This is a genomic window from Vibrio sp. VPAP30 (assembly GCF_001188205.1).
GTDB lineage: Bacteria > Pseudomonadota > Gammaproteobacteria > Enterobacterales > Vibrionaceae > Vibrio > Vibrio bivalvicida.
On sequence record NZ_LBLS01000033.1, the window covers coordinates 13039 to 27131 of the forward strand.

At 45.2% G+C, this 14093-nt stretch carries 14 protein-coding genes; 9 read left to right on the top strand and 5 right to left on the bottom strand.

The features are described 5' to 3' along the window. Nucleotides 1–52: 52 nt before the first annotated feature. The gene (locus tag ZX61_RS14180; protein WP_049845281.1) at nucleotides 53–2527 is read left to right on the top strand and encodes a bifunctional diguanylate cyclase/phosphodiesterase; all 2475 of its coding nucleotides are present in this window, start codon (nucleotides 53–55) and stop codon (nucleotides 2525–2527) included. Here the strand turns inward: ZX61_RS14180 and ZX61_RS14185 are convergent. Together ZX61_RS14185 and ZX61_RS14190 are read right to left on the bottom strand one after the other, a co-directional pair. Next, nucleotides 2511–3140 carry a tRNA-uridine aminocarboxypropyltransferase gene (locus ZX61_RS14185; protein ID WP_049845282.1) on the bottom strand — a complete coding sequence of 210 codons (630 nt, stop codon included), beginning with the start codon at nucleotides 3138–3140 and terminating at the stop codon, nucleotides 2511–2513. The two genes, ZX61_RS14180 and ZX61_RS14185, sit on opposite strands and share 17 nt — an antisense overlap. Next, a complete protein-coding gene (locus ZX61_RS14190; protein WP_049845283.1) occupies nucleotides 3137–4669 on the bottom strand; it encodes a COG3650 family protein in 1533 nt (510 codons plus the stop codon). The genes ZX61_RS14185 and ZX61_RS14190 overlap by 4 nt, the downstream gene beginning before the upstream one ends. A 38-nt stretch (nucleotides 4670–4707) precedes the next feature. Here ZX61_RS14190 and ZX61_RS14195 point away from each other — a divergent pair, with 38 nt between their 5' ends. After that, nucleotides 4708–5178, top strand: coding sequence for an EVE domain-containing protein (locus ZX61_RS14195; protein ID WP_049845284.1), 471 nt, complete (start codon nucleotides 4708–4710; stop codon nucleotides 5176–5178). A gap of 62 nt (nucleotides 5179–5240) precedes the next feature. Here ZX61_RS14195 and ZX61_RS14200 read toward each other — a convergent pair whose 3' ends face one another. Both ZX61_RS14200 and ZX61_RS14205 read right to left on the bottom strand, forming a co-directional pair. Beyond that, nucleotides 5241–6068, bottom strand: a complete 828-nt coding sequence (locus ZX61_RS14200) for a Cof-type HAD-IIB family hydrolase (protein ID WP_049845285.1) — start codon at nucleotides 6066–6068, stop codon at nucleotides 5241–5243. A gap of 109 nt (nucleotides 6069–6177) precedes the next feature. Then, on the bottom strand, nucleotides 6178–7164 hold the full coding sequence (locus ZX61_RS14205; protein ID WP_049845286.1) for an alpha/beta fold hydrolase: 987 nt from the start codon (nucleotides 7162–7164) through the stop codon (nucleotides 6178–6180). Between the two features lie 86 nt (nucleotides 7165–7250). Between ZX61_RS14205 and rhtB the strand changes: the two genes are divergently transcribed. The 7 genes from rhtB to ZX61_RS14240 all read left to right on the top strand — a co-directional run bounded on the left by rhtB (nucleotide 7251) and on the right by ZX61_RS14240 (nucleotide 13555). Next, nucleotides 7251–7868 (top strand): homoserine/homoserine lactone efflux protein, encoded by a 618-nt coding sequence (gene rhtB, locus ZX61_RS14210; RefSeq protein WP_049845287.1) that lies wholly within the window; start codon nucleotides 7251–7253, stop codon nucleotides 7866–7868. Between the two features lie 21 nt (nucleotides 7869–7889). Next, entirely contained in the window at nucleotides 7890–9116 is a 1227-nt protein-coding gene (locus tag ZX61_RS14215) for an EAL and HDOD domain-containing protein (protein ID WP_049845288.1), read from the top strand. A 97-nt stretch (nucleotides 9117–9213) separates the two neighbouring features. Then, nucleotides 9214–9555: a metalloregulator ArsR/SmtB family transcription factor gene (locus tag ZX61_RS14220; protein WP_004745032.1), complete on the top strand. Its 342-nt coding sequence runs from the start codon at nucleotides 9214–9216 to the stop codon at nucleotides 9553–9555. A gap of 24 nt (nucleotides 9556–9579) precedes the next feature. Continuing rightward, nucleotides 9580–10581, top strand: a complete 1002-nt coding sequence (locus ZX61_RS14225) for an ArsJ-associated glyceraldehyde-3-phosphate dehydrogenase (protein ID WP_049845289.1) — start codon at nucleotides 9580–9582, stop codon at nucleotides 10579–10581. Between the two features lie 69 nt (nucleotides 10582–10650). Further along, on the top strand, nucleotides 10651–11148 hold the full coding sequence (locus ZX61_RS14230) for a phosphatase domain-containing putative toxin (RefSeq protein WP_200904247.1): 498 nt from the start codon (nucleotides 10651–10653) through the stop codon (nucleotides 11146–11148). 72 nt (nucleotides 11149–11220) lie between these two features. After that, nucleotides 11221–12441 (top strand): organoarsenical effux MFS transporter ArsJ, encoded by a 1221-nt coding sequence (arsJ, locus tag ZX61_RS14235; protein WP_049845290.1) that lies wholly within the window; start codon nucleotides 11221–11223, stop codon nucleotides 12439–12441. A gap of 100 nt (nucleotides 12442–12541) precedes the next feature. After that, nucleotides 12542–13555: an acyltransferase gene (locus ZX61_RS14240; RefSeq protein ID WP_049845291.1), complete on the top strand. Its 1014-nt coding sequence runs from the start codon at nucleotides 12542–12544 to the stop codon at nucleotides 13553–13555. Here the strand turns inward: ZX61_RS14240 and ZX61_RS14245 are convergent. Continuing rightward, nucleotides 13552–13884: a DUF2500 domain-containing protein gene (locus tag ZX61_RS14245; protein WP_049845292.1), complete on the bottom strand. Its 333-nt coding sequence runs from the start codon at nucleotides 13882–13884 to the stop codon at nucleotides 13552–13554. The two genes, ZX61_RS14240 and ZX61_RS14245, sit on opposite strands and share 4 nt — an antisense overlap. Nucleotides 13885–14093: the final 209 nt, after the last annotated feature.

Genomic DNA, 14093 nt, shown 5'->3' on the forward strand with positions numbered 1-14093 from the left:
ATTACGGTATAGCAAAACATAAATCTAAATCGACAACGTCTTAGGCTTTTAAATGCGCACATATTCAAAGTTGATTACCAATAATCGGCAATTAATTGCGTATCTAAGGGATATTCCGACGAAGAATTACTCTTCGTTTCTTGTTCAGCTTCTGTCTACGGATCCAGAGCAAGTCGTATGCGACTATGCAGACCATATTCTTGAGCATATTCCTGGATGCCATATCATCGGGCATAGTACTCGTCACACCATAGTTGATGGTCAGGTTATCCACCGGGGTAGCTTGGTTTCTGTATCCTGTTTTGAACACACGAGTGTCACTTCTACTTGTGTACCTATTACTGATAACCCGCTTCCTGAAGCAAAACAGATCATCTGTGGACTTGCTCTTAACCATCATTCCAAGTCGATCATTAGCTTTTCACAACATGTCAGCTCGCTTGATTTTAATCTCTATCAAGCTTTAGGCACGCTGACCAATGTCCCTATTAGTGGTGGCGTGGCTGCGAATGTTGCTGATCGAGAAGAGTGGGTGTTGTTTGGCAATCAAACATTCCAAAAAATGACGGTTTCTGCTGCCTTGCACAGTGACAAACTTCAGGTTTGGCGTCGTGCATTTTCTGAATGGACACCGATTGGTGGGCCACTTAGAGTCACCGATGCCGACGGCACCAAATTACGCTCGTTAGACTATCAACCCGCTTATTCACTTTATCAAACTCGACTTTCCGAAGGTCGGACTCTGACCTTAGAGCAGATGTTGAGCTTCCCTTTAAAAAGTAGCTCTGGAGTCGTTAGCTGTCCGAGAGAGTTGTATCCAGATGGCAGTATTGAAGTGGATAATGCAGTGGATATCGGTGATGAAGTACGAATTTGCTATAACCACCCCTCTCTAACGCTGGAGCAGGTACGGCATGATGTCATTGGTTTAGCTCGTCACAATCCAGAGTCGATATTTATCTATAATTGTGAATCGCGTTTGGAGTTTATTGAAGGCGTCAGTGAAACTCAGCTATTTGACCAATTCGAAACGTGTTGTGGCTCATACTGCCTAGGTGAATTCTATCAAGGTGAGACGCAGCAAACTCTTCACCACAGTATGACCTACATGGCTTACAGTGAAGACGTGAATCGCCCAGCGCTGGTTTTAAACGAAAAAGCAGAGTTTCCCGTTTCCCCTTTGTTTCATTTGATCAGCTATACAATCGATGATCTTAATCAAACGCAGAAAAATATGGAGTTAAAACTCGCTCAGCAAACCGAAAAGCTCATCAACAGTTATCGATTGGATAAGCGTACCGGGCTAAAAAACCGCGTGGCTTTGCAAGATAGGTTGAAGGTCGTGAAAGATGATGAGCATGTGGTCACTTTGAAACTATCAAATTTTCATCAAATCAATGAGAAATATGGTTATCAAGTTGCTGATGAGCTTATTCGAGATTTAAGCGACTACTGTATCGGTAGTCTTTCACAACTTCGCTGGGCGCCAATTATCGATCAATTGTTTTATATTGGCACTGCGGAATGGGCATTGGTTTTTTCCTCTGATGCACCTGGCGAAGAAATCCAGCAGGAGTTTTCTCAGTTTGCCGATCAGATTGAGCATATTAACTTTGAGCCCTATGGTTTGCCTGAAGTCGACTATCTATCGGTGTCCGTCTCAGGTGGTATTGCTAGTAAACGGGACTTTCAGGCAATTTCAGGGGATGAGTTACTGCTTAAATCGATTGATGCCCGCCGAACTGGCAAGGTTCGTAATACGCACTTTTTGAATGCTTGTGATTGCTCAATTAGTGCGATGGAGCAGCAGGATAAGCTCAATCTGATGGGGGTGGTTAGCCGCGCTATTCTCAATAAACGGATTATAACTTACAGTCAGCCAATCTTTGCTGCTCACACGCGCAAACAGGTATCGCAAGAGTGTTTAGTGCGTATTGAAGATGATGGTGAGATTATTGCTCCTGGTCGGTTCTTGCCGATAATTGAAGGCACGCATCTCTATACGCGATTAAGTCGCCACATGCTGGCGTCAACCATAGAATATATGGCTGATAAGCAAGATTCATTTTCCGTTAATTTGTCCCCGCAAGATATGCTCAGTGACAAAACCCTCTACCTTTTAGAGCAAGCCGTCTCACAGATGAATGATCCCTATCGATTGGGTATTGAAGTCTTAGAGTCAGAGCGGATTAAAGATTTTGGTCGCATGGCAGAAATTTGCGCTCACTTTAAACAACTTGGTGTGCGACTACTGGTGGATGATTTTGGTTCTGGTTACTCGAATATTGACGAAATCATTCGCTTAGAACCAGATGTGATCAAGCTTGATGGCAGCTTAATAAAAACCATAGATCAAGACCCCAAACAGCGTCAAATTACCGGTCAGTTGGTTAAGTTATGCCAAGTACTCAATGCGAAAACGGTGGCTGAGTTTGTGCACAATCAAGAAGTGTGCAAAATCGCAGAAAACCTAGGTGTGGACTATCTGCAAGGTTTCTACTTTGCCGAGCCTAGTCGTTTGTTTTAGTTTTTAAAGCATGACCACTCTTGTCGGCCTTAAAAGCTTGCATATAGTGGTCAAAGAAGGTGAGTAGCTGATTGGCTTGCTCGGTTTGACCTACTTCTTTGAGTATCTCACAGCCTACTTCTATAGTGCACAATTGACCTTGCTCTTGATTACGACGCAATTGATAGCTTGAATTTTTAGTTGGGTTAATACGGATGAGAGGAAGCACCTTAAGCCAGTGACTTTTGCGCAGCATCTTTTTTGCTTCCTGCCATGTGCCATCGAGAACGATAAATAAAGGTGTCTTGCTGTTTTGTTTAGCCTGAGCGACTGCCTGAGTTACTGCGACACTTTTGTCGCCAGGAAACAGTAAGTAAGCCTGGTATTTCTCACTTTGCAGCATAGCTAGCAGTTTGTCACAAGGTTGGGTGCGTTGCCAAATATGTACACTGGTTGAAGATAGGCTCTTATCTAGCCATTGGCCGGTATTGGTTTCACGCGTAGCTTCATTTTCATGGGTTAACAGTGCAAGGTGGAAGCGAGTGTTGATGCTCGGTAGCTTGTGGCATACACATTGATACTGCAACTTGCACTGAGGGCATGGATTACCCTCAGGGAGGCTCGTTGGGCTCACAGCAGGACACCTTGTTGATGTGGCGTTTGTCCGTCGGAGAACAGTTGTACTGGACTGATTTGGTCATAGTCAGCAACAGGTGCGGAGCTTGGATTGAGTGGGTAGCTACCACCTTGATGTTTTAGCACGTGTTGATTAGGAATCGTCCCACCGCCACTGACAAACAAGATTAAGTCTTGCCATTCATTGCTTTGCCCTAAGCCGAGATTAATAGGTGTTCTGACTAGAGTTATACGGCTGTTGAAACGCCAAGCTTGCTGGTGATTTTCAAAAATCAGCAAGGTACAACCACCAGAGCCACACCAGTCTAATTGTGTCAGCAGTTCTTTCTTGCCATCACCATTTAGGTCGTACTCCAACCAGCGGTATCGTGTTCCAGTTGGATCGGTATTTTCGGATTTAAAGTAATCACGTAATGCTTGGTCGACTTTAGGGTTGAATTCGGCGCTAGAAGGGATGGCTTGCGGATTTGAAGTCGCCTTCGAAGTGGCGCTTTGCATGTCTGGCTGTGCTTTAAACAGAGTCAATCCACCATCGGCAATAGGATAGATAAGACTGCCTACCTTCTCTTGGCTAGCGCTGAGTTGGTAGCCATCACGAGTGAAGATTCGCTCTGACAATAATGCTTGCTGTTGATGACGAGTCATCACCACTTGAATCTGGTCTTTGTTAAGCTGCTGCCAGTAGCCACTCTCAACGGAATCCGCTTCTCCTGTCGTGTAGCTGTAGGTGGTTGTTGCTGAGTGATCCGGAAAGATTTTTAATGCGACGCTAAAGTTGTTCGATTTGGTTGAGGCCGCTTGATAGAGACCAGTCCAATCCTGAGTGGTGTCTTGATTAGATAGGGTGGCACACCCTTGGTAGCGGTTGCCTTCAAGCTCAAGTGTTGCACTCCAGCCATAAAGTGAATCGCTCATCCCATCAACACAGCTACGTTGGTTGAGCTCTAGTGAACCACCTTCAAACTGGTAACGACGTCGATCAGATTCAATACGGCTACCTGAGAGCGCTAACTGGCGTTTATCTTCACCGATTTTCTGAAAAGTCAGCGTGTTGCTGGCGAAATTAATCGACCAGAAGGGCTCATTGCCAAAAGCTCTGGTCGGTTTAAGCGCTTGATCACAACGCTTTGGATTCTCTGCGCTAAGAAGGTTAATCGAGTCGACAACAAAGCGTGCACTGTAGTCAGCAACAAAACCATCCGCTTGGCCAGTTTCAAGGTGACCGATAACTTCACCATAAAGAGGAGCATAAGGAGAGCGAACTAACTTTAGCGCTTGATGGAAGCGATCGTCAGAGATATCGAGCCAATACTGTTGATTACTACCACAGGGTGTAATGGAGCGTACTTCATGGCCAAGCACGACTTCACCGCGCATAACAAAGGTTTGCGGCTTTATCGTATCAGGCTTGTCTAAGCTCGCTTGCACGACCGTTTTAGGGTCGTTGTCTTCGATGGTTGTTGACGTCGAACAGGCTTGTAATGCGAGTAAAATGATCACAGCTGCTGGGTTTCGGAGCGCCTTCATGCTATATCTTCCCTATTAAGAAACTGGCGGAGCCTATTATGGCATATTGGCTATTCAAAACTGAACCAGACACCTTTTCTATTGACACACTCCGAACACAAAATACCTCATGCTGGGAAGGAGTACGTAATTATCAGGCACGTAACATGATGCGTGATCAAGTCAAACTCGGTGATTTGGTGCTGATCTATCACTCATCTTGTAAGAAAGTCGGAGTGGCAGGGATTGCGAAGGTGGTGAAGGAGTCATACCCCGACCATTTTTCGTTTGATCCTGAAAGTGATTATTACGACCCGAAATCAACACCAGACAATCCACGCTGGTTTATGGTTGATATCGAGTTCGTGCGTAAGACAGATCGTTTGATCCCACTGACAGTACTGAAAACAATGCCAGAACTAGAAAATATGCCGCTGGTGAAAAGGGGTAATCGGCTGTCAATCATGCCAGTCACCGAGCAAGAGTGGGCTGCGATTTTAGATAAAGAAAAACTACCTAGCCAAAGGTAACTGCGATAACAAAACAGGCTGCGTAATGCAGCCTGTATTGAATTGATTGCGATAGCCGCTATCTAAAAAAGATTATCGTGCAGATAGTGAGCTACTGCGTCATCGGCATTACTGCCGATCATTTCGTTATTTGGTAGTGCCGCTTTGACCTTATGGTGCGACGTTCCCATCACTAAACCCTTGCCGGCCATTTCTAACATCTCGGCGTCATTCATTCCATCACCAAAAGCAATACAGTTTTCTAAGTTCAAGTCTAACGATTTTGCTACTGCTTCAAGTGCATGGCCTTTTGATACTTCTGCAGCCATGACTTCTAGGCACCAAGGGGTAGAGAAAGCGATATTTAGCTTATCGCCAAATTTTTCACGCAGTTTATTTTCAAATGTGACTAGGTGATCGTGATCTTGATCTGGATGGGTAAAAAAGATTTTTGCGATACCATCGCTAGGTGCTTTAGAAGCGTTGAAGCGCTTATAGCTAAAGCCAGACTCGCTGTGGAATTTAGCCAGCATTTCATCCTCTCGATCGAGTAACCAATCTTCGTTTTGATACATGTGGATAAAAATGCTTGGATCTTCGCTGATCACATCGATCACTGGCTGGACTAGCTCTTGTGGGACATTGTTGCTGTACATCAGTTGATCGTTTTGGTCATGAACACGGGCACCGTTAGAGGTGATCATATAAGCTGGAATTCCGGCGATTTCGCGAATACCTGCCACATCAACGTGGTGACGCCCAGTCGCAAAGATAAATGTGAAACCTTTTTCGTGTAGCGCTTTGAGAGTTTGTTTAGAAAACTCGCTCAGTTGGTGGTTCGGTGCGAGTAAAGTGCCATCAAGGTCAGAGGCTACAATGTGAAAAGGAGTATCTTTACGTGTTTTGGTCATATCACCCTCGTATGTACAGCGTTAGTTACCCATTAGGGTTGAGAGGGTAAGTTTACTTGAACATAAAGGGGAAAAAGAGGGTAAAGATCACCCTATGGTATTTCCTATTTTAGTGCTGTTCGAAAAAGGTCAATGTGGTATCGAGGGCTTGGTTGCGAAGTTCATCTTTTTCAAACAGTAGCTCGTGCTTTGCACCGTGAACGATCTTAAATGCGCATTGGGTATTGGTGCGAGCAAGTTTTTTCATAAAACGTATTTGAGCTTGATTTGACACGATTTGGTCCTCACTCGCTTGCATGACCAATAAAGGGGCCTTTAGGTGGCGAGTCATTAAATAGCACTGCTTACAGGCCATCAATCCTTGCCACACCCAACGCGTGCTTGCACCACCAATTTTAAGCTCAGGTTGTTGATCATAGAGATCACGAAACCAGTGATAGCGCACATCGCTTTGACTTAGTAAGTTACCGTCAAATGGTTTGGGGAAATAAGCCATCTGGCCTGGAGCGAATGTGGGTTTGGGATAAATAGCGGTTAATATTTGGCCTAGAATTGTCGCAATCGGCTTTAAATGCCAAGGTAAATCCACGCCGTACATAGGCGCACTGAGCGAAACTGCATCAAATGGGTAGTCATAGGTTTGCAGATAACGAGTTGCGATGTTCCCCCCCATTGAGTGGCCCAATAAATAGCGCTTCTGATACATGTCTAAGCTGAAATGATGCAGCAGCTTGTCGAAGTCTTTGACGTAGTCATCGAATTCTTCAACATAGCCCATCTGCTTGTCTTCAATTAGGCGGTCAGACAAACCTTGGCCACGATGGTCGTAAGAATAAATATCGTAACCTTGGTGGAATAGGTCGTAAAATAGCTCTTGGTATTTTATGGTGCACTCAATACGCCCATTGACAACGACAATGGCTTTGTTGTGCTCTGGGGAAGTGAGCTTAATCCAGTACAGCGCGGTTTTATCGAACGATTTTATATAACCTTCTTCTCTAGACTCCCATAATTTAGCAATATTGTTATTGATTGCTTGCTCAAAATTGGACTCTTGAGTATAAGAAGGAGTAATGTTGAAGCTTGAATCATTCATGGTTGTTAAGCGCCTGATTACGGTTTCATTTTTGCGACAAAGTTAGATTATGTGTCTCTAGCTGCATTTAGTCGAGAGGAAATACTATGGATATGCACGTTTGGCTTGCTTATGTGGTCACCGCGATTGTTTTTAGTTTAGCGCCGGGGTCTGGCACGGTGAACTCAATTAGTAACGGTTTGAGCTATGGTACTCGTCGTTCGCTGGCGGCAATTGCAGGGCTTCAGATTGGTCTAACTATCCATATTATGTTGGTTGGTGCTGGCATTGGTGCGTTGGTGGCTCAGTCTGCGTTCGCCTTTAGTATAATCAAATGGGTGGGTGCCGCTTACTTGGTTTGGTTAGGTATTCAAAAGTGGCGCGATCACTCTAGCTTAGCAGCCACGGAAGCGACTCAGCACCTATCGAGCAGGAGTTTGATGCGTAAAGCAGTACTGATCAACCTGACTAACCCTAAGTCTATTGTGTTTTTAGTTGCTTTGTTTCCACAGTTTATAGACCCAACTAAAGATCAACTAACCCAACTTATGGTATTGGGTGTGACAACTGTGACGATCGACGCGTGCGTGATGTTGGGCTATACCAGCTTGGCGGCGCAAATGGGGCGCTTTATTCGCTCTGATAAGATCATGTCGCGCATTAATAAAGTCTTTGGCTCTATGTTTATGGGCTGTGGGGCTCTATTAGCGGCAGCAAAAGCGTAGTCAGCTATCATGCCTAATCGGATGAGAGACACCTATGTGGCTCGCCAGCCTATACTCAATGCCAAGCGACAAACTCTAGGGTATGAGTTGCTGTTTCGCGACGGTGAAAACAACGCGTACCCTGCTCATGTTGAATCTAATCGGGCGACATACCGCCTGATTGTTGAAAATTTTCTATCCATAGGCACCAATCCAGCCTTGGCAACATCACGCTGTTTTATCAATTTTCCTCACACTAGTTTAGTACGTTTATTACCCCTTTCTTTGCCTAAGGATCAAATCGTCGTTGAGGTGCTGGAAACCTGTACGCCAGATGATGAGTTGTTTGCAGCGATCAAGCAGATTCATGCCAGTGGTTACTTAATTGCACTGGATGATTTTGTTTATAAGCCGGAGTGGGAACGGTTTCTTCCGTATGTGCAAATAGTCAAAATCGATATTATGGCGACCGGGCTTGAAGAGTCTTGTGCTCTGGTTAAGGAGCGTTTAGCTAAGGGAATCAAACGTAAGTTTCTCGCAGAGCGAGTCGAAACAGAGGAAGAGTTTCTTGCGACGCGATCCGCGGGTTTTAGTTTTTTTCAGGGTTACTTTTTCAGCAAGCCACAAATTGTCCGACAACGTTATGTCAGCCCTCAGCACGCTATAGCGATGGAGCTGTTCAAAGAAGTGTGCCAGTCGGAGGTCGATTTTGAAAAGGTCGAGCGAATCGTCGCTCGTGATGTGGCACTGTCGTATAAACTGCTGCGCTTTGTTAATACCATGTCGAACCGTATCGAAGTCCCTATCTCTTCTTTCCGTCAGGCTTTGGTCTACCTTGGTCAAGATAAGCTTAAAATCTTCGTTTCTTTAGCGGTTGCCTCGTTCGTTTCCGCTAACAAGCCGAAAGAAATCTATACCTTATGTTTGCAGCGAGCCCAGTTTTTCTTGCTGATGGCAAATGACAATCCTTTCAACCAATTCCGCGAACAAGCTTTCCTGATTGGCTTACTGTCTCTGCTGGACTCCATGTTGGATATGTCCCTTAAAGACCTAGTGGAGCAACTCCCTTTAGCGGCGGCAATCAAGGTCGCTTTGTTAGAGAGGCAAGGCCCTTTTGGCGACCTTCTCAGACTGGAAGAGTGCTACGAAAGCGCCGATTGGCAGGGGATGGAAGCAGCGTGTGAGCAGCTTAACCTATCACTTAATGAAGTTATGCCACGTATTTCTCAGGCTCAGCGCTGGAGCCAAGATCTCAACACCATCGTTTAGTTTATTTATTAAGCTTTTATGACAATGCATATGTCAGGCTTGATCTAAGCTCATTTTTAAATAAACATATACGCATATCCATATATGAGTATGTTCTATGTTACCTCACCAATTCTTTAAGTTGTTGTCTGATGAAACTCGTGTTCGCTGCCTGATGTTGATTATGCGCGAAGAGTGTTTGTGTGTGGGTGAATTGACCGAAGCACTACAAGAGAGCCAACCGAAAATTTCTCGTCATCTGGCTCAGCTACGCTCGAATGGCATTTTGGTTGATGTCCGTCAGGGGCAATGGGTGTTCTACCGTTTAGCTGCTGATTTACCGGGATGGATGAAAAAATTGATTGATGATCTTGTTGCTTCTAACTGCCTTAAAACAGAGTACCAACAAGATATTGAACGACTTCATGCAATTCAGGCTCGACCTGTTTGCTGTCAGTAATTAAGAAATAAAAGAGATAGAGTTATGGCAATTAAAGTAGGTATTAACGGTTTCGGTCGTATCGGACGTTTAGCGCTTCGCGCGGCTTTTGATTGGCAAGAGCTAGAATTTGTCCAGATTAATGATGTAGCAGGTGATACTGCGACGCTTGCACATCTGCTAGAGTTCGATTCAGTGCAAGGCCGCTGGCATCACGAAGTCAAAGCCGAAGGCAATCAAATCCTAATCAATGGTCAGGTTATCAAGACTACGCAAGAGAAAGAGATCGATGCGATTGACTGGTCTGGCTGTGATGTAGTGATTGAAGCGACAGGTGTGCATCGTAAAACTTCATTCCTAAACAAGTATCTTGCTCAAGGTGTTAAACGTGTTGTTGTTTCGGCACCAGTCAAAGAACAAGGCATTGCGAACATCGTTGTTGGCGTAAATGACGAGATTTTTGACCCATCAGTCCACCAGATTGTAACTGCTGCCTCTTGTACAACTAACTGTATCGCTCCGGTGGTTAAAGTCATCAATGAGAAGCTAGGTATTGAGAACGCTTCGTTCACTACCATTCATGATTTAACTAACACACAAACCATTCTTGATGCGCCGCATAAAGATCTGCGTCGTGCGCGTGCTTGCGGTATGAGCTTAATTCCAACCACGACGGGCAGTGCGAAAGCGATTGTTGAGATTTTCCCAGAACTCGAAAATCGCATTAACGGCCATGCTGTACGTGTACCTCTGGCGAACGCTTCTCTTACCGACATTATCTTTGAAGTGAAGCAAGATACCACCGCAGAAGAGGTGAACGCGTTACTTAAAGAAGCATCACAAGGTGAGCTGAAGGGCATTCTAGGTTTTGAAGAGCGTCCACTGGTGTCGATTGACTACAAAGGTGACCAACGCTCTACGATTGTAGACGCATTATCTACCATGTTGGTTGGTAAGCGTATGGTGAAAATCTATGCTTGGTACGACAACGAGATGGGTTATGCGACACGTACGGCTGAGTTAGTGCGTAAAGTTGGCCTGGCATAATACTCCTCATACTGAAGCGGCCACTCCAGTTATTTTGACTATTGGTTTTATAAAAATTTTAAGAGATTGATGACGATGACACATCCAACCTGGCAACTCGATGTTGAAAATGGTGCGTTAGTACTTACTCCTTGTCCTGGTACTAAAGGCGTTGAACTAGAGGCTTCTCTTGCGCAGTTAAAAGAGCAAGGCGTAGAAGCGATTGTGACCGCTTTAGACGATGCAGAGCTTGCAAGTAAAGATGTCTCTGAGCTTGGGGCTAAAGCACAGCAACTTGGTATGCAGTGGTTCCAAATTGAGATTGAAGATGATTGCGCTCCAGGTGCTGAGTTTGCCGCTAAGTGGCAAGCCGCTAGCCCGGAGCTACACAAAATCGTTGATAACGGCGGTAAAGTAGCCATGCACTGTATGGGCGGCTCAGGTCGTACGGGGCTTTTTGCGGCTCACCTATTGCTAGAGAAGCTGTGGAAATTGGAAGATATTGTGCGTGAAGTTCAAGCGCTGCGCCCAGGTGCTTTCACTAAGCCAGTCCAACTTGAGTACATCACCGCAGTAGCGGCCAAATAGTTGGGTCGAGAGCTTTTGGATCATAGGTGTCCAAAAGCTCTATTCGCTGCACAATTGAGAGGGTTTCACCTTATGTTCTCCAATCTCAGCAAAAATGTCCGTCAGTATATGTTGGTGACATTCAACTACTGGAATTTCACCATCACGGATGGTGCGCTACGTATGCTGGTGGTGCTGTATTTCTATGACTTAGGTTATAGCTCGCTAGAGATCGCTTCACTGTTCCTTTTCTATGAGTTTTTTGGCGTAGTCACCAACCTGATTGGTGGCTGGCTTGGCGCGAGGTTGGGTCTCAATAAGACCATGAACCTCGGTTTGGGAATGCAGATCGTGGCGTTGACCATGTTAGCAGTGCCACATGCTTGGCTGACTATACCTTGGGTTATGGCCGCTCAAGCCCTGTCTGGTATCGCTAAAGATCTCAACAAGATGAGCGCCAAGAGCTCAATCAAAACCTTAGTTCCGGATGAGCAGCAGGGTGCGTTGTACAAATGGATAGCGATCTTAACGGGTTCTAAGAATGCTCTTAAAGGTGCAGGCTTCTTTGTCGGCGGCCTTCTGCTTTCCACCATTGGATTCAAATATGCAGTGTTGACTATGGCTGGGGTGCTGACGTTAGTGTTTATCGGCAGCGTGTTGAGCTTAGAAGCTGATTTAGGTAAAGCGAAAACTAAGCCCAAATTTAAGCAGATATTCTCTAAGTCAGAATCAATTAACATCCTCTCGGCAGCACGGCTGTTTCTATTCGGTGCTCGTGATGTATGGTTTGTGATAGCACTGCCAATTTACTTAGGTAGTGTGTTCGGCTGGGATCACTCATGGGTGGGAGGTTTTCTTGCCGTGTGGACAATTGGTTATGGCTTCGTCCAAGGTATTGCTCCTAAAATCACAGGTAAAGCGCAAGGCAAAGTACCAGATGGTTATGCAGCCACGCTGTGGGTGGGGGGGTTAGCTATTGTCACTGCTGGTATCGCTTATGCGGTGCAAATTGGCTGGCAGCCACAATTAGTGATTGTTGGAGGCTTGATGGTTTTCGGTGCTATTTTTGCCGTCAACTCTTCGCTGCACTCTTATCTGATCGTCAGCTATGCAAAAGGCGATGGTGTATCGCTTGATGTCGGTTTCTACTATATGGCTAATGCGATGGGGCGTTTGATTGGTACTATTCTTTCAGGGTTTGTGTTCCAGATGGCCGGTTTAGCTGCGTGCTTATGGGTCTCTTTTGCTTTCCTTGCTTTGACGACCGTCATTTCGATTAAGCTACCTAAGATTAAACAAGTGGCAACCGCATAGCAATTACCGACTGTTTCATGACTAAAAGCTGACCAAGGTAATACTTAGGTCAGCTTTTTTATTGCTATATTCAATAGGTTATTAGTACAAGGGGAGTGGCATGAGAGAAAGAGTTCTGTTTTTTGACTTACTGCGATGCGTAGCTGCGGTTGCGGTGATTGCAATTCACGTTCTTGCTCCGTACCGCCACGAACTTGGGCAGATCCCTTTTGGTGAGTGGGCTACTGCTGTCGGCGTGAATAGCGTCAGCCGTTGGGCGGTGCCAGTATTTATCCTTATTACAGGCGCTTTGATGCTCAGTGATACACGCTCCTTCGATGGTAAATATTATGTCAGAAGGCGTTTGGGTAAGGTCCTCGTTCCCTTTTTAATATGGTCACTGTTCTATGCGTATCTGTCAGGTTGGAGTCTGAGTGGCTTTGATGCCGCCCAAGTGAAGCAGGTTTTGGCAGACAGCGCTACCCATGCCACTTATTACCACTTGGGGTTCTTCTATTATTTTATTCCGCTCTATTTTGTTATTCCGTTTTTTCAGGTGGTGGTTAGGCAATATGGTGACAGTGCGCTGTACGCGTTTGTCGCTGTTTGGTTAGCGACCACTTTGCTGTTTCTATTGAGAATCGACGGGCCTTGGAATTATGAGCTGTGGTTGTACAGTGGCTATCTACCACTAGGCTATTTACTTTATCAGAGAGTGCCTTTGACCAAGGTTTATGTTGCATTATTTACTGTGCTTGGATTAACGGCATTGTTTGCCACTGGCTATACAGTGATTACTGATAGTCTGGCTGTAGATGAATATACCGTTGGTCGATGGCTCTCGTACAAGACTCTTAATGTCGTACTGGCCGCGAGTATGATTTTTATGCTTTGTCGTTACTTTGGCGAAGGGCTTTCACAAAAGTCTAATCAGGTGATTGGATTTATCAGCAAAAACAGCTTAGGTATCTATATTCTGCATCCGATTTTTCTCTGGCCAATGAAAGAGCTTGGCTGGCATCAAGGCCATCCGGCTTGGGTCATTCCGCTATGGATAGTGTTAAGCGGTGCAGGGGCATTGGCTTTAAGTTGGTTGCTTTCTCAATCTTCTCGTACGCGCTGGTTACTACCTTAGTGTTTCATCGCGAAGTGAAGAAACTTGTCTCCTTGGTAGGTTAAAGTACCTTGATCGCCTGGGTTTAGAGCGTGGAAATAGTGGATGCCTACCTGAAACTCACGCTTTGGCCCAATACGACCTTTCTGGACATAAATCCAATACTCTTGGTCTTCTTCTCCTAGCTTGGCATCCTCGACAGCGATCGATTGTTTATCAAGAACGGTCACTTCTGCGCTTTGCTCAGGAGCATTTTCACCTTGGATGTGTTTACGATAGAAATGAACGAATGCCCAGCCGCTCGCTAGAGCGAAAATCACGACAAAGGTAAATAGCAATGGTAGCGACATGATGGGGTCTCTTTTTCAATCGTCTCCTCTATATATTATCGAGAATCCATATTATGTGTTGGGCACGGCTCTTGCTGTAGAAACAAAGTGAACAATAGCATAAGAATATTCGAGGCATATCACACCCTGAGGTGCGTAAGGGAAACGGGTTTCTGTTTAGCTATTGATTCTTTTACACAAATTTACTTAAAACTTGCATAAAAAGTGGG

What these genes read in the sequence shown, in the direction of transcription:
- ZX61_RS14180 (WP_049845281.1), top strand. Translation starts at nt 53, where the DNA reads ATGCGCACATATTCAAAGTTGATTACCAATAATCGGCAATTAATTGCG.
- ZX61_RS14190 (WP_049845283.1), bottom strand. Translation starts at nt 4,669, where the DNA reads ATGAAGGCGCTCCGAAACCCAGCAGCTGTGATCATTTTACTCGCATTA.
- ZX61_RS14195 (WP_049845284.1), top strand. Translation starts at nt 4,708, where the DNA reads ATGGCATATTGGCTATTCAAAACTGAACCAGACACCTTTTCTATTGAC.
- ZX61_RS14200 (WP_049845285.1), bottom strand. Translation starts at nt 6,068, where the DNA reads ATGACCAAAACACGTAAAGATACTCCTTTTCACATTGTAGCCTCTGAC.
- ZX61_RS14205 (WP_049845286.1), bottom strand. Translation starts at nt 7,164, where the DNA reads ATGAATGATTCAAGCTTCAACATTACTCCTTCTTATACTCAAGAGTCC.
- rhtB (WP_049845287.1), top strand. Translation starts at nt 7,251, where the DNA reads ATGGATATGCACGTTTGGCTTGCTTATGTGGTCACCGCGATTGTTTTT.
- ZX61_RS14215 (WP_049845288.1), top strand. Translation starts at nt 7,890, where the DNA reads ATGAGAGACACCTATGTGGCTCGCCAGCCTATACTCAATGCCAAGCGA.
- ZX61_RS14220 (WP_004745032.1), top strand. Translation starts at nt 9,214, where the DNA reads ATGTTACCTCACCAATTCTTTAAGTTGTTGTCTGATGAAACTCGTGTT.
- ZX61_RS14225 (WP_049845289.1), top strand. Translation starts at nt 9,580, where the DNA reads ATGGCAATTAAAGTAGGTATTAACGGTTTCGGTCGTATCGGACGTTTA.
- ZX61_RS14230 (WP_200904247.1), top strand. Translation starts at nt 10,651, where the DNA reads ATGACGATGACACATCCAACCTGGCAACTCGATGTTGAAAATGGTGCG.
- arsJ (WP_049845290.1), top strand. Translation starts at nt 11,221, where the DNA reads ATGTTCTCCAATCTCAGCAAAAATGTCCGTCAGTATATGTTGGTGACA.
- ZX61_RS14240 (WP_049845291.1), top strand. Translation starts at nt 12,542, where the DNA reads ATGAGAGAAAGAGTTCTGTTTTTTGACTTACTGCGATGCGTAGCTGCG.
- ZX61_RS14245 (WP_049845292.1), bottom strand. Translation starts at nt 13,884, where the DNA reads ATGTCGCTACCATTGCTATTTACCTTTGTCGTGATTTTCGCTCTAGCG.